The following is a 19,613-nucleotide window of genomic DNA, read 5'->3' as shown; positions in this document are numbered from 1 at the left end:
GCATCCACGGTAGGCGCATCCCCCCGCGGCGACCGGTGCTCGACACGCCGCGGCCGGGCGCCGACCGAGACGACGAAGGCCCCTGGCGCGAACCAGGGGCCTTCGAGGATCAGGATGCCGCGTCGAGGCGTGGCATCCGTCGCTCGGGGGAACCGGACATGCCGGCTCCCCCTCTCGATCTGTTGTCTTCGCGACGTCGTCGCTCAGCAACGTCAATCGGCTCGGTCGAGCGAGCGATCTCGCTCTCCTCTCGCCTCGATCAGTTGTACGTGCCGGGCGTGAAGTCGTCCGTCGAGAAGCTGTCGAAGTCGACGTAGCTCAGGTCGGCGTCGGAGTACGCACCGTCGGACGCGAAGATGCGGTTGGGGTACCGCTCGCTCTTCGCCTCTTCCGTCGCCTCGACCGTGACGTTGCGGTACTTCGCAAGTCCGGTTCCGGCGGGGATGAGCTTTCCGATGATGACGTTCTCCTTGAGGCCGACGAGCGGGTCGCTCTTGCCCTCCATGGCCGCCTGCGTCAGGACGCGGGTGGTCTCCTGGAACGACGCGGCCGACAGCCACGACTCCGTCGCGAGCGACGCCTTCGTGATACCCATCAGCTCGGGACGACCCGACGCCGGACGCTTGCCCTCGCCGACCGCCTCGCGGTTGATGGTCTGGTAGCGCTTGAAGTCCACCAGCTCACCGGGCAGCAGGTCGGTGTCGCCGTGGTCGACGACCGTGACCTTGCGCAGCATCTGGCGCACGATGACCTCGATGTGCTTGTCGTGGATCGGCACACCCTGCGAGCGGTACACGCCCTGGACGCCGTTGACGAGGTACTTCTGCACCTCGCGGGCACCCTGCACGCGCATGACCTCCTTGGGGTCGAGCGTTCCGACCTGCAGGGGCTCGCCGACCGAGACGTGCTGGCCGTCTTCGACCAGGAGCGTCGCACGCTTCAGCACCGGGTAGACCACCGGCTCGTCGCCGTTGTCGGGCGTGAGGATGACCTTCTTGGCCTTGTCGGTCTCGTCGATCGTGATGCGGCCGTCGGCCTCGGCGATCGGCGACGCACCCTTGGGGGTGCGGGCCTCGAACAGCTCCTGCACGCGGGGAAGACCCTGCGTGATGTCGTCGGCCGAGGCGGAACCACCGGTGTGGAAGGTACGCATCGTCAGCTGGGTACCGGGCTCACCGATCGACTGGGCCGCGATGATACCGACGGCCTCGCCGATGTCGACGATCTTGCCGGTGGCCAGCGAGCGGCCGTAGCACTTCGCGCAGACGCCGACGGCCGAGTCGCACGTGAGGACCGAGCGGACCTTGATCGTCTCGACGCCACCGGCGACCAGCTTGTCAATGAGCACGTCGCCCACGTCGTCGCCGGCCTCGGCCAGCACGGTGCCCTGCGCGTCGACGACCGCCGTGGCGAGCGTACGGGCGAACACCGAGTTCTCGACGTTGGCGTCCTTGACCAGCGAACCGGTCGAGTCGGCGGCGGCGATCGGGAGCTCGAGGCCCTTCGACGTGCCGCAGTCCTCCTCGCGGATGATGACATCCTGCGAGACGTCGACGAGACGACGCGTCAGGTACCCCGAGTCGGCCGTACGGAGGGCCGTGTCGGCCAGACCCTTACGGGCACCGTGCGTCGCGATGAAGTACTCGGCGACCGACAGACCCTCGCGGTACGAGGAGATGATCGGACGCGGGATGATCTCACCCTTGGGGTTGTTCACCAGGCCTCGCATACCCGCGATGTTGCGGATCTGCAGCCAGTTACCACGGGCGCCCGACGAGACCATGCGGTTGATGGTGTTGTCGGCGGGGAAGTTGTCCCGCATCGCCTTCTGGACCTCGTCGGTGGCCTCGGTCCAGATCTTGATGAGCTCCTGGCGACGCTCGGCGTCGGTGGTGAGACCCTTCTCGTACTGGCCCTGGACCTTCGCGGCCTGCTTCTCGTAGCCCGCGACGATCTCCGCCTTGTTCGGCGGGGTGAGGATGTCGCTCAGCGCCACCGTGACACCCGAACGGGTGGCCCAGTAGAAACCGGCGTCCTTGATGCGGTCGAGCGATGCGGCGACCTCGACCTTGGGGTACTCCTCGGCCAGCTTGTTGACGATCTGCGACAGCTTGCCCTTGTCGGCCTGTTCGCGGACGAACGGGTAGCCCTTGGGGAGCGTGTCGTTGAAGATCGCCTGGCCGAGCGAGGCGTCGACGAGACCGTGCTTGTCGTAGCCCTCGGGCGCCTGGCCCTCGAGGAACGTCAGGCCGGGGATGCGGATGCGCGCCTTGGCCTGCAGGTCGAGGGTGCCCTCGTCCTTGGCCAGGATCGCCTCGCCCACCGAACCGAACGCACGGCCCTCGCCCACCGCACCCTCCTTGAGGGTGGTGAGGTGGTGCAGACCGATGATCATGTCCTGCGAGGGCAGGGTCACCGGGCGGCCGTCCGACGGCTTCAGGATGTTGTTCGAGGCGAGCATGAGCACGCGCGCCTCGGCCTGAGCCTCGACCGACAGGGGCAGGTGCACGGCCATCTGGTCACCGTCGAAGTCGGCGTTGAACGCCGCGCACACGAGCGGGTGCAGCTGGATGGCCTTGCCTTCGACGAGCTGGGGCTCGAACGCCTGGATGCCGAGACGGTGCAGGGTGGGTGCACGGTTCAGCAGCACGGGGCGCTCGCGGATGATCTCTTCGAGCACGTCCCAGACCTCGGGACGGTAGCGCTCGACGGCGCGCTTCGCGGCCTTGATGTTCTGCGAGTGACCGAGGTCGATCAGACGCTTGATCACGAACGGCTTGAACAGCTCGAGGGCCATCTGCTTGGGCAGACCGCACTGGTGGAGCTTCAGCTGGGGTCCGACGATGATGACCGAACGACCCGAGTAGTCCACGCGCTTTCCGAGCAGGTTCTGGCGGAAGCGACCCTGCTTTCCCTTGAGCATGTCGCTCAGGGACTTCAGGGCGCGGTTGCCGGTACCCGTGACGGGGCGACCACGGCGGCCGTTGTCGAACAGCGCGTCGACGGCCTCCTGCAGCATGCGCTTCTCGTTGTTGACGATGATCTCGGGGGCACCGAGGTCGATCAGGCGACGGAGGCGGTTGTTGCGGTTGATCACGCGACGGTAGAGGTCGTTCAGGTCGGAGGTCGCGAAGCGGCCGCCGTCGAGCTGGACCATCGGACGAAGCTCCGGCGGGATCACCGGAACGACGTCGAGCACCATCGAGGCCGGGGTCATGCCGGTCTGCAGGAACGAGTTGACGACCTTCAGACGCTTGATCGCGCGGATCTTGCGCTGACCCTTGCCCTCCGAGATCTGCAGGTGGAGGCTGTCGGCCTCGGCCTGCAGGTCGAAGGTCTCGAGGCGGCGCTTGATCGACTCGGCGCCCATGTGGGCCTCGAAGTACTGACCGAAGCGGTCCTGCAGCTCGTGGAAGACGTCGTCTTCCGGCTTCAGGGCGCCGACCTCGAGCGTGCGGAAGTCCTCCCACACGCGCTCGAGCTTGGCGATCTGCTCGTCGGCGTTCTTGCGGGCCGCCGTCATGTCCTTCTCGGCGGCGTCCTTGACCTTCTTCTTCTGGTCGGCCTTGGCACCCTCCGCCTCGAGGGCGGCGAGCTCCTCCTCGAGCTTGGCGAGGCGGGCGGCGACGCGGGCGTCGCGGCGGTCGCCGAGCGTCTTCAGCTCGAGACGGATGTTGTTCTCCTGCGTGGCGAGGTCGCGGTGACGAGCATCCTCGTCGACCGAGATCACCATGTAGGCGGCGAAGTAGATGACCTTCTCGAGGTCCTTCGGCGCCATGTCGAGCAGGTAGCCCAGGCGCGAGGGCACGCCCTTGAAGTACCAGATGTGCGTGACGGGGGCGGCGAGCTCGATGTGGCCCATGCGCTCACGGCGGACCGAGCTCTTGGTGACCTCGACGCCGCAACGCTCGCAGACGATGCCCTTGAAGCGCACACGCTTGTACTTGCCGCAGGCGCACTCCCAGTCGCGGGAGGGCCCGAAGATCTGCTCGCCGAAGAGACCGTCCTTCTCGGGCTTCAGCGTGCGGTAGTTGATCGTCTCGGGCTTCTTGACCTCACCGAAGGACCAACGACGGATGTCGTCGGCGGTGGCCAGACCGATACGGATCTGATCGAAAGTGGTTGATTCGAGCACTGGTTCTCCTGTGTCGGAATTCTCTGAAATCTGAGCTGGGTCGCTGAGCTGGAAGCTCAGATCTCGTCGATCGACGAGGACTCGAAGCGGCTGGAGATGTTGATGCCGAGCTCCTCCGCCGCGCGGAAGGCGTCGTCATCCGTGTCGCGCAGGTTGACCGCGGTGCCGTCGGCCGAGAGCACCTCGACGTTCAGGCAGAGCGACTGCATCTCTTTCATGAGCACCTTGAACGACTCGGGGATGCCGGGCTCCTGGATGTTCTCGCCCTTGACGATCGCCTCGTAGACCTTGACGCGGCCGAGGATGTCGTCGGACTTGATCGTGAGGAGCTCCTGCAGCGCGTACGCGGCACCGTAGGCCTCGAGCGCCCACACCTCCATCTCACCGAAGCGCTGGCCACCGAACTGGGCCTTACCGCCGAGCGGCTGCTGGGTGATCATCGAGTAGGGGCCCGTCGAACGCGCGTGGATCTTGTCGTCGACCAGGTGGTGCAGCTTCAGGATGTACATGTAGCCGACCGAGATGGGCGCCGGGAACGGCTCGCCGGAGCGGCCGTCGAACAGACGCGTCTTGCCCGAGCGGTCGACCAGGCGGTCTCCGTCGCGGTTCGGGATCGTCGAGTCGAGCAGACCCGCGATCTCGTCCTCGAACGCACCGTCGAACACCGGGGTGGCGACCTTCGTGCCGGGAGCCGCCTCGCGGGCCGACTCGGGAAGCTGCGCGGCCCACTCCGGGGTGCCCTCGACCTTCCAGCCCTGCTGGGCGATCCAGCCGAGGTGGAGCTCCAGGACCTGACCGAAGTTCATTCGACCCGGGATGCCGAGCGGGTTGAGGATGATGTCGACCGGCGTGCCGTCGGCGAGGAAGGGCATGTCCTCGATCGGGAGGATCTTGGCGATGACGCCCTTGTTGCCGTGGCGGCCGGCGAGCTTGTCGCCCTCGGTGATCTTGCGCTTCTGGGCGATGTAGACCACGACGCGGCGGTTGACGCCCGAGCCGAGCTCGTCGTCACCGTCTTCGGCGTTGAACTCCTTGACGGCGATGATCGTGCCCTGCTCACCGTGGGGCACCTTCAGCGAGGTGTCACGGACTTCGCGGCTCTTCTCGTTGAAGATCGCGCGGAGCAGACGCTCCTCGGCGCTCAGCTCGGTCTCGCCCTTGGGCGTGACCTTGCCGACGAGGATGTCACCGGGACGCACCTCGGCGCCGATGCGGATGATGCCGCGGTCGTCGAGGTCCTTCAGCAGGTCGGGGCTGACGTTGGGGAGGTCACGGGTGATCTCCTCCTTGCCGAGCTTGGTGTCGCGCGCGTCGACCTCGTACTCCTCGATGTGGATCGACGAAAGCGTGTCGTCCTTCACGAGGTCCTGGCTGAGGATGATCGCGTCCTCGAAGTTGTGGCCCTCCCAGGTCATGAACGCCACGAGGAGGTTCTTGCCGAGCGCGAGCTCGCCGTTCTCGGTCGCGGGACCGTCGGCGATGACCTCGCCGGCCTCGATGCGCTCGCCGGCCGAGACGACCACGCGCTGGTTGTACGACGTGCCCTGGTTGGAGCGGTCGAACTTGCGGAGGAAGTAGTCCTGCGTGCCGCCCTCGTCGAGCTGGATGGTCACGACGTCGGCCGAGACCTCGAGCACCACACCGGCCTTGTCGGCGGTGACGACGTCACCGGCGTCGATGGCGGCGAAGCCCTCCATACCGGTACCGACGACGGGCGACTCGCTGCGCACGAGCGGCACGGCCTGACGCTGCATGTTGGCACCCATGAGGGCGCGGTTGGCGTCGTCGTGCTCGAGGAACGGGATGAGCGAGGTCGCCACCGACACCATCTGGCGGGGCGAGACGTCCATGTAGCCGATCTCGTCGACGGGGAACAGGTCGACCTCGCCACCCTGGCCGCGGCGGGCCAGGATGCGGTCCTCGACGAAGTGACCGTCGGCCTGCAGGGCGACACCGGCCTGAGCGACGATGTGGTCGCTCTCTTCGCTGGCCGTGAGGTAGTCGATCTGGTCGGTCACGCGGCCGTCGACGACCCGGCGGTACGGCGTCTCGATGAAGCCGAACGCGTTGATGCGCGCGAACGATGCGAGCGAGCCGATCAGACCGATGTTCGGGCCTTCGGGCGTCTCGATGGGGCACATGCGGCCGTAGTGCGAGGGGTGCACGTCACGGACCTCGACGCCGGCGCGCTCACGCGACAGACCACCGGGGCCCAGCGCCGACAGACGACGCTTGTGGGTCAGACCCGCGAGCGGGTTGTTCTGGTCCATGAACTGCGACAGCTGGCTGGTTCCGAAGAACTCCTTGATCGCGGCGACGACGGGGCGCACGTTGATCAGGGTCTGCGGCGTGATCGCCTCGATGTCCTGCGTGGTCATGCGCTCGCGGACGACGCGCTCCATGCGCGACAGACCCGTGCGGACCTGGTTCTGGATGAGCTCGCCGACGGCGCGGATGCGACGGTTGCCGAAGTTGTCGATGTCGTCGGTGTCGAGACGGATCTCGGCCGCCGAACCGTTGCGCGTGCCGTCGAACGTGACGTCGCCGCGGTGCAGGCGCACGAGGTACTTGATGGTCGCGACGATGTCGTCGACGGTCAGCACCGAGTCGCTGAGCGGCTTGTCGAGGCCGAGCTTCTGGTTGATCTTGTAGCGACCCACCTTGGCCAGGTCGTAGCGCTTGGCGTTGAAGTAGAAGTTGTCGAGCAGCGCGCGGGCGGCCTCGGCGGCGACCTGCTCGCCCGGACGGAGCTTGCGGTAGATGTCGCGGAGCGCATCTTCCTTCGTGAGGATCGTGTCCTTCGACAGGGTCTCTTCGATCGAGTCGAAGCCGGCGAACTCGGCGAGGATGTCTTCGCTGGTCAGACCCAGGGCCTTGAGGAAGACGGTGACCGACTGCTTGCGCTTGCGGTCGATGCGCACGCCGACCTGGTCGCGCTTGTCGATCTCGAACTCGAGCCATGCACCGCGCGAGGGGATGACGCGGGCCGACACGATGTCTTTGTCGGAGGTCTTGTCGGGCGTCTTGTCGAAGTAGACACCGGGCGAACGCACGAGCTGCGACACGACGACGCGCTCGGTGCCGTTGATGATGAACGTGCCCTTGTCGGTCTGGAGCGGGAAGTCGCCCATGAAGACCGTCTGCGTCTTGATCTCACCGGTCTGGTGGTTCATGAACTCGGCCTCGACGTACAGCGGGGCGGCGTAGGTCTTGCCGCGCTCCTTGCACTCTTCGATCGAGTACTTCTCGGGCTCGAGGTAGGGGTTCGTGAACGAGAGCTGCATGGTCTCGCTGAGGTCTTCGATCGGCGAGATCTCCTCGAAGATCTCTTCCAGACCGCTGATCTCGGGGACGTCGGTGCGCCCGTCGGCCTGGGCCTCGGCGACACGCGCCTTCCAGGCTTCGTTGCCGACGAGCCAGTCGAACGACTCGGTCTGCAGGGCGAGCAGATCGGGAACGGTCAGCTTGTCGGAGATCTTCGCGAACGAGAGGCGGGATGCTCCGCGTCCGCTCTTCGGGGTGGTGGTGGTGGATGCGTTGCTCGCAGCAGCCAAGGGAATAACCTCCAGAAGCCCGGGCGAGGGGCTCGTGATTCCTTGTCGTCAGGTGGAGTGCGTTCCTGCCCCGAAAACCCGCTCGTCGCACACCGCGGTGAAGCGGGGACGGGCAGGCTCAGCCGACCACCATATGAGGGCAGGGGGAATCGAGGAGCGCAAAGTCCAAGCATACGCGGGAGGACTCGCCGTGTCCAGTCGAATTCTTGACGCGTTTGCGGACCTGCGGTATAACCGCGTGCGCCCGGGCGGCATTCCCCCGCTCGGGGCGCCTCACACCCCGCGGAACCGCACCCGGTCGCCGGGCCGCGCCTGCCCCAGCGCATCGATCGCGGCATCCGTCACCACCGCGATCACGGGGTATCCCCCCGTCACGGGGCCGTCCGCCAGCAGCACGACGGGCCGCCCGTGAGGGGGGACCTGAATCGCCCCGGGGCGCATCCCCTCGCTCGGCAGCTCGTCGTGCCGGGCGCGGACGAGTTCGGGACCGTCGAGCCGCACGCCGACGCGATCGGCGTGGGAAGACACCGTCCACATCGCGGCCCCGAGCGTCCCGAACGCCTCGGGGGCGAACCGGTCGGCACGCGGTCCCGCGGCGATAGGCACCTCGATCAGCGGGCCGGGCACCGACCAGGGGAAGACGTCGAGCACGGGAATCGCGGATGCCGTCGTCCCCACGCTCAGCACGTCACCGGCTCGCACGGGATCGGGACCCAGGCCCGCCAGGACATCGCGCGCCCGCGAGCCCAGCGCGGCGGGTGCGACGACGCCGCCCCGCACCGCGAGGTAGGCGCGGAGCCCCGCGGTCACCGGGCCGATGTGCACCTCGGCCCCCGCGGGCACGCGCTGCGGGGCGTAGGCGCTCACGGGTCTTCCGTCGACGCCGATCTCGGCGAGACCCCCGGTCACGCAGACCCACGTGTCGGTCTCGGCGCGAGCGGTGAAACCCCCCATGACGATCTCCAGTGCGGCAGCACCCTCGTCGTTGCCCAGCAGCCGGTTGCCGATGCGCAGCGCCGCGCGATCGAGCGCCCCCGAGCGCGAGACGCCGAGCGCCGCCCGACCCGGCCGGCCGAGATCCTGCACGGTGGTGAACGCCCCGGCGGCGAGCACGCGCAGGGCGGGGCGCGAGGGGTCGGCGGATGCCGGCGGGGCGGGAACCGCGATCGGCTCGGCGGATGCCGGCGGGGCGGGGGATGCCACCGGGGCGGGGACCGCGATCGGCTCGGCGCCTTCGCAGGCGTCGGCACCCGCGCCGGCGTCGGTTCCGAGGTCCGCGGAGGTCTTCGCAGCGGAGGAGATCCCCGGAGGGGAGGAGACTGCCGCGGCATCGGCTCCTCCGCCGCCGGGAAGTCCTCCGCTCCCCGGATGAGCGACCGGCGTGCCATCGCGCGCACCGCGTCCCTCCCGCGCGATGCCCGCGGGGTCCTCGCGCGCCGCCGCGATGCGCCCAGGCTCGGGCACGAATCGGACGCGGGCCTGCGGCGGCAGCAGCACCGGGGTCGCGGCATCCGGAGCGAAGAGCGCCGCGTCGGTCGTGCCGATCAGGCGCCAGCCACCCGGGGTCTCGCGCGGGTATGCCCCGCTGAATCCTCCCGCCAGCCCCACGGCCCCCGCCGGAACGCGCGTGCGCGGCTCGGCCAGACGCGGGACGTCGTAGGGCCACCCCGCGCTGACGAGGTAGGCGAACCCCGGCGCGAAGCCGGTGAAGGCGACCGTCCACTCGACGCCGGCGTGGCGGGCAACGAGGTCGGAGACCGGGATGCCGAGGATCTCGGCGGTGGAGTGCAGGTCGGCGCCGTCGTAGCGCACCGGCACCTCGACGAGGGAGCCGGGGGCGATGGCATCCGGAGTCCGTCCCGCACGCGATGCGATCCACGTCCGCACGGCGGCCGGCGTGATGCGGCGCGGGTCGAAGACGACGAGGACGGTGCGCGCGGCGGGCACGAGGTCGTCGATGCCGTCGGGGACGTCGGCGGCGAGCGCGGCGTGAAGCGTCAGCACGGAGGCGAGGTCGGCGACCTCGGCGAGGACGGCCCGCTCCCCCATCGGGCGCAGGGCGATGTCGCCCGTCACCACGGGGCGCGTACCTCCACGCCGGCGGTGTCGAGCGCCCCGCGCACGGCGTGCGCCATCGCGACCGCTGATGGCGTGTCGCCGTGAAGGCACAGGGAGGAGGCGTCCACCGTGATGCGCGAGCCGTCGACGGCCTCGACGTATCGGTCTCGCACGAAGCGCAGCGCGCGGTCGGCGACGACGGCGGGGTCCTCGACGAGGGCGCCGGGCTCCCCCCGCGCGACGAGGGACCCGCGGGCGGTGTAGCCGCGGTCGAGGAAGGCCTCCTGCACGAAAGGGAGACCAGCGGATGCCGCGACACGCGCGATCGCGCCGTCCATGCCGAGTACGGGAAGGGCGCGTCCGAGGCGCGACGACAGATCGGTCACCGCGGCGACGACGGCCCGGGCCTGTTCCGCGTCGTCGATCACAGCGTGGTAGAGCGCCCCGTGCGGTTTGACGTACCGGATGTCGGCCCCGGCCGCGGCGAGCGCGGTCAGCTGCGCCGCGACGCTCGCGCGAAGGTCCTCCGGCGCCGGATCGCGCCGGACCCGGCCGAAGTTCTCGCGGTCGTCGTACGACGGGTGCGCGCCGACGGCGACGCCGAAACGGGCGGCGCGTTCCACGGCATCCCTCATCGAGGCGGCGTCGCCCGCGTGTGCGCCGCACGCGACGTTGGCGCTGGAGATCACGGCGAACATCGCCTCGTCGTCGGCGGTCGGCACGCCGTCGACGGTCTCGCCCAGATCGGCGTTCAGGTCCACGCGCATGCTGACACGCTAGCGACAGGCTGCTCCCCGCGGACGAGACCTGGTGCACGACTCCTGCAGAACCCGCGCCCCGAGCGCTCCCCGACCGCGCGGACGCGGATCTGCAGGAGTTCTGCACGGCGCAGGGCCGCGGCCCGTCGCGCGACGACGGCGAGACCGACGGCGCACGAGTCCGGCAGAACCCGCGCCACGGGTAACCACCGGGCGGCGCGCGGGCGGATCTGCAGGAGTTCTGCACAGCGCGACGCGTTACGGCCACATGACGATCGGCGCGAAAGGCTGGGCAGAACCGTGCCGGCGGGTGAGGATGGAGGGATGACCTCCGATGTCGCCGGTCCCCCCGCTCCGGCATCCCCCCAGCCCCTCCTCTCGGTCCGCGATCTGGCGGTCGACTTCGCCACCATGGACGGTCCCGTGCGCGCCGTCGACGGGGTGAACCTCGACATCCACGCGGGTGAGACCATCGCGATCGTCGGCGAGTCCGGCTCGGGGAAGTCGACGACGGCGATGGCGATCATCGGCCTGCTGGCGTCCGGTGGTCGCGTCGCCCGCGGGCAGATCCTGCTCGACGGCGAAGACCTCACGACCTTCGGCGAGGCCCGCATGCGCCAGGTGCGCGGACGGCAGATCGGCCTGGTGCCGCAGGACCCGATGTCGAACCTCAACCCCGTCGCGAAGATCGGCACGCAGGTCGCCGAGACGCTGCTCGCGCACGGCCTCGCCGACCGCTCGAGCGTGAAGGGCAAGGTGGTCGAGGCGCTCGAGGCCGCCGGGCTCCCGGATGCCGAGAAGCGGGCGACGCAGTACCCGCACGAGTTCTCCGGCGGCATGCGCCAGCGTGCGCTCATCGCGATCGGCCTCGCGTGCCGGCCGCGCCTGCTCATCGCCGACGAGCCCACCAGCGCGCTCGACGTGACCGTGCAGCAGACGATCCTCGACCAGATCGACAAGCAGACGAACGAGCTCGGGGCGGCCGTGCTGCTGATCACGCACGACCTGGGGCTCGCCGCCGAGCGCGCGTCGAAGGTCGTCGTGATGCACCGCGGGCGCGTGGTCGAGCAGGGCCCGGCGCGGCAGATCCTCGAGAACCCCCAGCACTCCTATACGAAGTCGCTCGTGGCGGCGGCCCCGTCGGTCGCGGCCGTGCGGCTGCGGCCCGAGGACTTCCGCGGCGACCGGGCGGTGGCGCCGGCGCGGGACAACATCGTCGAGATCGAGAACCTGACGAAGGTGTACCCGGTGCGCGGGCGCGGCGAGGACTTCCGCGCCGTCGACGACGTGTCGCTGGCGATCCCGCGCGGGCAGACCGTCGCGATCGTCGGCGAGTCGGGCTCGGGCAAGACCACCACGGCGCGCATGCTGCTCAACATCGTCGAGCCCACCAGCGGGTCCATCCGCTTCGACGGACACGATGTCGGGGCGCTGAAGGGCGACGCCCTCCGGCAGTTCCGCCAGAAGGTGCAGCCGATCTTCCAGGACCCCTACTCGAGCCTGAACCCCATGTTCACGATCGAGCGGATCGTCGAAGAACCCCTGTCGTTCTACAAGCGCGGCTCGAAGGCCGAGCGCTCGAAGCGGGTGCGTCAGCTGATGGATGACGTGGCTCTGCCGGCATCCATGCTCCGCCGCTACCCCTCGGAGCTGTCGGGCGGGCAGCGGCAGCGCGTCGCGATCGCCCGGGCCCTCGCCCTGTCGCCCGAGCTGATCGTGTGCGACGAACCCGTGTCGGCGCTCGACGTGCTGGTGCAGGCGCAGATCCTCGACCTGCTCGGCGACCTGCAGCGCGAGTACGGCCTCAGCTACCTCTTCATCTCGCACGACCTCGCGGTGGTGCGCCTGATCAGCGACTACGTCTGCGTGATGAAGGACGGGCGCCTGGTCGAGGCGGCATCCAGTGAAGAGGTCTTCACCAACCCGCGCGACCCGTACACGCGGCGCCTGCTGTCGTCGATCCCGGGGAATGAGCTGGGGCTCGCCGGCTGAGGCGGTCGGCGTACCGGAAGAGGCGGACCCGCGTACCGTCGCCCCGCCTCTTCGTGTGGCCGCCGCGCGACGGGACGTCACGAGAACAGGGGGATGCCACGAGAACAGGCCGAAACGGCGCGGAACGCCCTGCTCCGGTCGCATCCCCTGTTCTCGTGACGCGACGCCGCGAGGCTGAGCCGCGCCGCGCACGCCCCGGGGAAGCCCCGCCCCGCGAAAGCGCCGCTCGGCCGGACCGCCGCAGGCCGGACCCTCGAACGAGAGGGCCGACCGAAGGCGCCGGTCTACTCGTCACCAAAACAGGGGGATGCCACGAGAACAGGCCGAAACGGCGCGAAACGCCCTGCTCCGGTCGCATCCCCTGTTCTCGTGACGCGACGCCGCGAGGCTGAGCCGCGCCGCGCACGCCCCGGGGAAGCCCCGCCCCGCGAAAGCGCCGCTCGGCCGGACCGCCGCAGACCGGTCCCGCGAACGAGAGGGCCGACCGAAGGCGCCGGTCTACTCGTCACCGAAACAGGGGGATGCCACGAGAACAGGCCGAAACGGCGCGAAACGCCCTGTTCCGGTCGCATCCCCTGTTCTCGTGACGCCGCGAGGCCTGAGCCGCGCCGCCGCCCCGCCCGGGAGAGCGCCGCGGCCCCGACCCGCAGGAGCGGAGCCGGGGCCCGGCCGCAGCAGCGACGCGGTGCGCTATCGCGCGCGGGTACGGGGGTCCATCGCCTCGCGCAGCGACTCGCCCAGCAGCGTGAAGCCCAGGGCCGTGACCGCGATGCAGATGCCGGGGAGGAACGCCAGCCACGGCGCGATCGCGAGCTCGGCCTGCGCGTAGGTGAGCATGCGGCCCCACTCCGCGGTCTGCGGGAGGCCGCCACCGAGTCCCAGGAACGACAGCGCGGCGGCGTCGATCACGGCGGTCGCGAGCGTCAGGGTTCCCTGCACGATCACGGGGCCGACGCTGTTGGGCAGCACGTGGGTCATCGTGATCGTGCGGCGGCTGAGACCCAGCGTCTGCGCCGACAGGACGTAGTCGGCGCCGCGCTGCTGCAGCATCGAGGCGCGCAGGAGCCGCGCGAACACCGGCACCTGCGACGCACCGATGGCGATCATGATCGCGAGCTGGCTCTGCCCGAGGATCGCGGCGATCGAGACGGCGAGCAGCAGGTTGGGCACCGACAGCAGGATGTCGACGAAGCGCATCACCAGCGAGTCGACCCAGCCGCCGAACATCCCCGCGAGAAGGCCGAGCGCCATGCCGCCGAGGAGGCCCAGGGCGGTGGAGATCACGCCGATCTGCAGCGACGCCTGCGCACCCCAGATGAGCTTCGACAGCACGTCGCCGCCGAAGCGGTCGAGGCCGAGCGGGAACTCCGCCAGCTCACCGGGGCCGGGGATGTCGGTGGGCGTGATGAAGCGCTGACCGGGCAGCGACTCGGCCGGGTAGGGCGCGAGCAGCGGGGCAAGGGCCGCGACGAGCAGGAACGCGAGCACGATGATCGCGCCGATCCACGCCACGGGGCTGCGGCGCAGTCGCTGGAAGACGTCGTGCCAGAAGCCGCCGCGCGCTTGCGCGGCGAGCAGCTGCGAGTCGACCACGGCGTTGTCGTCGACGGGTCCGCCGCTGGGGGCGGGAGGGAGGATGCCGGAGCTCACTGGACTCTCACTCTCGGGTCGATGACGCTGTACGACAGGTCGACCAGCAGGTTGATGAGCGCGTACGCGATCGCGATGAAGATGATGAACCCCTGCAGCACGGGGAAGTCGCGCGTGAAGATCGCCCGGGCGAGGAACTGCCCGATGCCCGGGAAGGCGAACACGGTCTCGGTGAGCACCGCGCCCGAAATCAGAAGACCCGCCTGCAGACCCACGGTGGTGATGACGGGGAGCATGGCGTTGCGCAGGATGAATCGGTTGCGCAGCGTCCCGGTGCCGATGCCCTTCGCCCGCCCGGTGCGGACGTAGTCGGCGTTCTGCACCTCGAGCACCGAGGCGCGAGTGATGCGCACGATGATGGCGAGCGGGATCGTGCCGAGCGCGAGGGCCGGCAGGATCAGGTGCAGGATGGCATCCCACGACGCGTCGAACTCGCCCGTGATGAGACCGTCGAACACGTACAGGTTCGTGTAATGCGTGGCGTCGATGCGCGGGTTCTGGCGGCCGTCGGAGGGCAGCCAGCCCAGCTGCACGGCGAAGACGTACTTGAGGATGAAAGCCAGGAAGAACACCGGGATCGTGATGCCGATGAGGCTGAGCACGACGGCGGTGTGGTCCCAGATCTTGCCGTGACGGCGCGCGGCCCAGTAGCCGAGCGGGATGCCGATGCCCACCGCCACGATGAGGGCGGCGATCGACAGCTCGAGGGTGGCCGGGAAGCGGCGCACGAATTCTTCGAGCACGGGGCGACCGGTCTGGATGGACGAGCCGAAGTCGCCGGTGGCCAGACGCCCGAGCCAGGTGAAGTACTGCACGTACAACGGCTCGTTGAAGCCGTAGAGCTCGTTGATGCGCTCGACGGCCTCGGGGGTGGCGCGCTCACCGAGCAGGGCGACGGCGGGGCCGCCCGGCAGGGCGCGTACCCAGGCGAAGAGCAGGATCGAGAGGCCGAACAGGGTCGGGATGAGCAGGAGCAGGCGCCTGCCGATGGTGCGGAGCACGGGTTCTCACAGGGTGTCGGGAGCGGGGAGCGCGAAAGAACCGCGGGCCCCGGCGTCGGTGTCGACGCGGGGCCCGCGGCATCCGGATCACTCGGTGAGTTCGATCTCGTTGTAGACCTCGTCCTGCACGGGGCTGGCCGGGTACGACTTCACGCGGGGCGCGAAGGCGAGCGTCGGCACGGGGTTGGCGAGCGGGATGCCGGGCAGGAACTGCGCGATCTGCTCGTTCACCGCCTGGTAGGCCGGGTCCTGCTCCGCCTCGGTCGCGATGCCGCGGGCCGAGGTGAGGGCCGAGAACAGCTCGGCGTTGTCGAAGCCCCACTCGTTGGACTTTCCGCCGAAGAACGTGCCCACGAAGTTGTCGGGGTCGTTGTAGTCGCCGGTCCAGCCCAGCAGGTGGATACCGTGCTCGCTGCCGCCCTGGATCAGGTCGAGGTACTCGCCCCACTCGTTCGACACCGGGTTGAGGACGATGCCCACCGCCTGCAGCTGCGACTGCAGGTTGGTGAAGATCTGCTCGGGGTTCGGCATGTACGGACGCGAGATGTTGACCGGGTAGTTGAAGGTCAACGTCAGCGGGTTGGCGTCGGTGTAGCCGGCCTCGGCGAGCAGGGCCTTGGCGCCCTCCTGGTCGAACTCGTAGGTGGTGACGCCGGAGTTGAAGCCGATGACGCTGTCGGGCATGAACTGGGATGCCACGGTGGTGCCCTCGGGCAGCACCTGGGTGACCAGCTGCTGCTTGTCGATGGCGTGGGCGATGGCCTGGCGCACGCGGATGTCGGCGAGCGCGGGGTCGGCCTGGTTCATGCCGAGGTAGAGGATGTTGAACGGGTCGCGGTTGGTGAGCATGTAGCCCGCGCTCTCGAGCGCGCCGAGGTCGGCGGGGGCGACGAGGTCGTAGCCGTCGATCGAGCCGGACTCGAGCGCCTGGCGGCGGGCGGTGGTGTCGCCGATCACGCGGAAGATGACCTGCTGCACCTGACCCTGCTCGCCCCAGTAGCCGTCGTAGGCGGTGACGGTCGCTTCGGCCCCGGGCTCCCACGAGTCGAACTGGAACGGGCCGGTACCGGTGGGGTGCGCCTGGGCGTACTCGCTGAGGGTCGGCGCCTCCGACGTGCCGCCGACCTCGTCGGCGTTGTACTCCTGCAGAGCGGTGGGGCTCTGGATGGCGAAGGCCGGCAGCGACAGCGCCGGGATGAAACCGGCGAACGGCTCGGTGAGGGTGATCGTCACCTCGGTGGGGCTGGCCGCCTCGCAGCCGCCGTAGATCGAGGTGCCGGTGTCGGCGTAGCCGCGCATGATCTTGCCCCAGTAGTACGACAGGCTCTCGGACTGGGCGATGCCGGTGAAGTCGTTCTGCCGGTCGAAGTTGAAGCACACCGCGTCGGCGTTGAACTCGGAGCCGTCGTGGAAGGTCACGCCCTCCTTCAGCTGGAAGGTGTACGACAGCCCGTCTTCGGACTGCTCCCAGCTCTCGGCGAGCATGGGGGCGGGGTCGGCCGTGCCCGGCTCGACGCCGACGAGCCCCTCGAAGATCTGGCGCGAGATGCGGAACGACTCGCCGTCGCTCGCGAACGCGGGGTCGAGGCTCGACGGGTCGCCCGACGCGCCGAAGACGAAGGTCGAGTCGACGTCGCCGCCGGCGTCTGCGCCGCCGCCGTTGTCGTCGCGCTGACTCGTGCAGCCCGACAGGGCGAGCGCGCCGATGGCGACGGTGGCGCCACCGACGAGCAGACGTCGTCGAAGAGAACTGAGCATGATTCGATGCACCTTCCGGGGGGAAAGGGAGGAGGACGACGGTGTGGGCACCCCGTCGTGCCGCGCTCCACTTGCTGTGTTCTGACGACCGTACAGGGCGGGCGGCGCGCTGCCCATTGCACCTTTGTATCGATCATGTTTCGGCGTCCTGGCATCCTGCCCCCTCCGACGGCTCGCATCGGCGCATATCGCCCGAGCGGTGTCGTCCCGCCTGGCCACCCTGCGCGGCCCCGGGGTACGACGCGTGCCCCGTCGGCGGCGACCCCCGTTCGCCGGCGCGGCTAGCGTGGATGCCATGGCCCGCATGCGCATCGAACCCGACGACGCTCCGACCGCGCGTCTGTCGGACGGCACCGTCGCGCGGGTGACGCCGTCGGGATTCGTCTCGGGCTTCGAGCTCGTCGTCGACGGCACGCCGCAGTCGCACGTCGACCTCGACGACCCCACGCACCTGCACTTCGAGTACGTGGCTCGCATGGGCGCCGTGATCGATCGACTCCGGATGCCGGGACAACCGCTGACCGCGGTCCACCTCGGCGCGGGAGCCCTCACGCTCCCCCGCTACGTCGAGGCGACGCGTCCGGGCTCGCGCCAGCAGGTCATCGAGTTGGAGCCGGCGCTGTGGGACCTCGTGCGCGAGAACCTTCCGCTGCCCCGCGGCGCCTCGGTGCGCGTGCGGATCGGCGACGCGCGCGCGGGGCTGGCCCGCCTGCCCGCCGGGCTCACGGGTGCGGTCGATCTGCTCGTGAGCGACGTCTACTCGGGCGCGCAGACGCCCGCGCACCTCACGACGGTGGAGTTCTACCGCGAGGCCGCGCGCCTGCTGGCGCCCGACGGAGTGCTGCTGGTCAACGTCTCGGACGGCCCGGGGCTCGCCTTCGCGCGCCGGCAGGTCGCCACCATCCGCGAGGTGCTGCCCGAGGTGATCGTGCTCGCCGAGGTGCAGGTGCTGAAGGGACGCCGCTTCGGCAACCTGGTCGTCGCCGCCTCCGCAGCTGCCCTGCCGGTCGAATGGCTCCCGCGCCTCATAGCGGCCGGACCCCACCCGGCCAAGGTCGCTCAGGGCGCCGAGATCGTCGAGATGATGCGCGGGGCGCGCGCGGCGACGGATGCCGATGCGACGCCGTCGCCCAAGCCGTCGGCATCCATCTTCGAGAGATGACGACCGTGTGTTCGCCGTCCGACCGCGTGGCGAGAGTGCCATGGACGCGCGCGCGACGCACACTGGAAGTCCTGCCCGACCGAGAGGAGCGACGGTGAGCTACATCCACGGGTACGACCCCGACACCCTGCGCGAGATCACCGACTCTCGCGAGTGCGCGGAGCGTCTCGAGGAGATCGGTGCGCAGCGGAGTCTGCACGCCCTGCTCGAGCGGGTGTGGCTGCTGAAGGTGCTCGACCGTTTCGACGAGGCGCTGGAGATCTCCGACCAGTCGGTGCGGGTCGCCCGCATGGCCGGCACCCGTCGCGACCTGCTGCGCGCGCGCATCCTGCACGCCACGATCCTGCAGTGCCGCGGCGCGTACGCCGCCGCCGAGCAGGAGCTCACCACGTGCGCCGAAGAGGCCGAGGGCCAGGGATGGGCGAGCATCGCCGCCTTCGCGCTGCAGCACCGGGGCAAGGTGCACTACGACGAGGGCGACTACGACGCCGCCCGTCGCGACTTCAAGCAGGCGCTGTTCCTGCGGCAGAACGCCGGCGCGACCGACGCGCAGCTCGAGTCGACGCTGCTCGCGATCGACGCCGCCGAACGGCGGCGACCGCGCGAGGTCGTCGCCAGCTGAATGTCGTAGGCCCTTCGTAGTCTTCCGGTCATGTCCGATTTGCAGCGCGTGCGCACCTGGGCCGAGGCGTTGATCGCCCTGCACCTCGACGCGTCGTGGTCCTTCGGGTTCGACAACGCCAAGAGACGGGCGGGTCTGTGCGACTACGGTCGCAAGCGCATCAGCGTCTCGCGCTACCTGGCCGCCCGGTACGACGACGACACCAACCATCAGACGCTGCTGCACGAGGTCGCGCACGCCGTCGCGGGCGCCGCGGCCGGTCACGGCCCCGTGTGGAAGCGCACGGCGCGAGACCTCGGCTACGTCGGCGGCACGACGCACGCCGGCGAGACGGCCAACGAGCTGGCGCCATGGGTGGGCACCTGCCCCGCCGGGCACGTCGCCTACCGGCACCGCCGCGCGACCCGGCCGACCTCGTGCGCGAAGTGCGCGCCCACGTTCGATCCGCGGTTCGCGCTGTCGTGGGAGCATCGCGACATCAGCCGGGCCGTGAGGTTGGCGGCGGCGACACCGCGCTGACGGGGGGCGATGCGGCGAGACCCGGCGCGGGCGTCGCCCGGGGGGGGGGGGGGGGGGGGGGGGGGCATCGGCACGCCCGCGGGAGGCTCGGGCAGGTACGAGAACTCGCCCTTGCCGTCGGGGGTCGGACCCGACGCCCAGGAGCCGTCGCCGGCCTTCTTGCCGTCGCTGAAGTTGATGTACTGGTACGCCACGTCGCGGTCCTCCTTGTCGAGGGGGAAGTTGCTGGGCACGGGGAGCTTCTCGAGGCCCTCCTCCTGCAATTCGGCGGCGGCCGCCATCCACTGGTTCTGGTGCATCGTGTCGCGCGCCAGCAGGAAGGCGAGAAGGTCCTTCACGCCGTGGTCGTCGGTCTGGTGGTAGAGCCGCGCGACCTGCACACGACCCTGCATCTCGGCGTTCGC

At 69.8% G+C, this 19,613-nt stretch carries 11 protein-coding genes and 1 pseudogene; 4 read left to right on the top strand and 8 right to left on the bottom strand.

The genetic code is table 11. The annotated features are described in order from the left end of the window. Positions 1-259 precede the first annotated feature (259 nt). From rpoC to AS029_RS01665, 4 genes are all read right to left on the bottom strand, one after another. Positions 260-4,135, bottom strand: coding sequence for a DNA-directed RNA polymerase subunit beta' (gene rpoC, locus AS029_RS01680; RefSeq protein ID WP_058230866.1), 3,876 nt, complete (start codon positions 4,133-4,135; stop codon positions 260-262). A gap of 56 nt (positions 4,136-4,191) precedes the next feature. After that, positions 4,192-7,689 carry a DNA-directed RNA polymerase subunit beta gene (gene rpoB, locus AS029_RS01675; RefSeq protein ID WP_058230865.1) on the bottom strand — a complete coding sequence of 1,166 codons (3,498 nt, stop codon included), beginning with the start codon at positions 7,687-7,689 and terminating at the stop codon, positions 4,192-4,194. A gap of 273 nt (positions 7,690-7,962) precedes the next feature. Further along, positions 7,963-9,768: a 5-oxoprolinase subunit B/C family protein gene (locus tag AS029_RS16775; RefSeq protein ID WP_323339126.1), complete on the bottom strand. Its 1,806-nt coding sequence runs from the start codon at positions 9,766-9,768 to the stop codon at positions 7,963-7,965. Continuing rightward, positions 9,762-10,514 (bottom strand): LamB/YcsF family protein, encoded by a 753-nt coding sequence (locus AS029_RS01665; RefSeq protein WP_058230864.1) that lies wholly within the window; start codon positions 10,512-10,514, stop codon positions 9,762-9,764. The genes AS029_RS16775 and AS029_RS01665 overlap by 7 nt, the downstream gene beginning before the upstream one ends. A gap of 315 nt (positions 10,515-10,829) precedes the next feature. Here AS029_RS01665 and AS029_RS01660 point away from each other — a divergent pair, with 315 nt between their 5' ends. After that, complete coding sequence (locus AS029_RS01660; protein ID WP_058230863.1) at positions 10,830-12,497, top strand: ABC transporter ATP-binding protein; 1,668 nt, start codon at positions 10,830-10,832, stop codon at positions 12,495-12,497. A gap of 690 nt (positions 12,498-13,187) precedes the next feature. Here the strand turns inward: AS029_RS01660 and AS029_RS01655 are convergent. The 3 genes from AS029_RS01655 to AS029_RS01645 all read right to left on the bottom strand — a co-directional run bounded on the left by AS029_RS01655 (position 13,188) and on the right by AS029_RS01645 (position 16,906). Next, positions 13,188-14,090, bottom strand: a complete 903-nt coding sequence (locus AS029_RS01655; protein WP_228375866.1) for an ABC transporter permease — start codon at positions 14,088-14,090, stop codon at positions 13,188-13,190. Between the two features lie 53 nt (positions 14,091-14,143). Further along, positions 14,144-15,148 carry an ABC transporter permease gene (locus tag AS029_RS01650; RefSeq protein WP_058230861.1) on the bottom strand — a complete coding sequence of 335 codons (1,005 nt, stop codon included), beginning with the start codon at positions 15,146-15,148 and terminating at the stop codon, positions 14,144-14,146. A gap of 87 nt (positions 15,149-15,235) precedes the next feature. Further along, positions 15,236-16,906, bottom strand: a complete 1,671-nt coding sequence (locus AS029_RS01645) for an ABC transporter substrate-binding protein (RefSeq protein WP_058230860.1) — start codon at positions 16,904-16,906, stop codon at positions 15,236-15,238. A gap of 295 nt (positions 16,907-17,201) precedes the next feature. Between AS029_RS01645 and AS029_RS01640 the strand changes: the two genes are divergently transcribed. The 3 genes from AS029_RS01640 (at position 17,202) to AS029_RS01630 (ending at position 19,209) form a co-directional block, all read left to right on the top strand. Continuing rightward, entirely contained in the window at positions 17,202-18,068 is an 867-nt protein-coding gene (locus AS029_RS01640) for a spermidine synthase (protein WP_058230859.1), read from the top strand. A gap of 94 nt (positions 18,069-18,162) precedes the next feature. Beyond that, positions 18,163-18,690: a hypothetical protein gene (locus AS029_RS01635; protein WP_058230858.1), complete on the top strand. Its 528-nt coding sequence runs from the start codon at positions 18,163-18,165 to the stop codon at positions 18,688-18,690. Positions 18,691-18,720: 30 nt separating this feature from the next. Further along, a complete protein-coding gene (locus AS029_RS01630; protein WP_058230857.1) occupies positions 18,721-19,209 on the top strand; it encodes a SprT-like domain-containing protein in 489 nt (162 codons plus the stop codon). A gap of 47 nt (positions 19,210-19,256) precedes the next feature. On the opposite strand, the pseudogene AS029_RS16770 reads toward AS029_RS01630, so the two are convergent. Then, positions 19,257-19,613: pseudogene (locus AS029_RS16770) on the bottom strand (manganese catalase family protein); the annotation flags it as partial.

This window comes from Microbacterium enclense (genome assembly GCF_001456955.1).
Taxonomy (GTDB): domain Bacteria; phylum Actinomycetota; class Actinomycetes; order Actinomycetales; family Microbacteriaceae; genus Microbacterium; species Microbacterium enclense.
Note: the sequence above shows the minus strand (reverse complement) of the source record. Positions and strands in the feature narration are given on the sequence as shown.

Bases quoted from the DNA above. Each gene is read 5' to 3' on its own strand.
- AS029_RS01640 (WP_058230859.1), top strand. From the start codon at position 17,202: ATGGCCCGCATGCGCATCGAACCCGACGACGCTCCGACCGCGCGTCTG.
- AS029_RS01630 (WP_058230857.1), top strand. From the start codon at position 18,721: ATGTCCGATTTGCAGCGCGTGCGCACCTGGGCCGAGGCGTTGATCGCC.
- AS029_RS01665 (WP_058230864.1), bottom strand. From the start codon at position 10,514: ATGCGCGTGGACCTGAACGCCGATCTGGGCGAGACCGTCGACGGCGTG.
- AS029_RS01645 (WP_058230860.1), bottom strand. From the start codon at position 16,906: ATGCTCAGTTCTCTTCGACGACGTCTGCTCGTCGGTGGCGCCACCGTC.
- AS029_RS01660 (WP_058230863.1), top strand. From the start codon at position 10,830: ATGACCTCCGATGTCGCCGGTCCCCCCGCTCCGGCATCCCCCCAGCCC.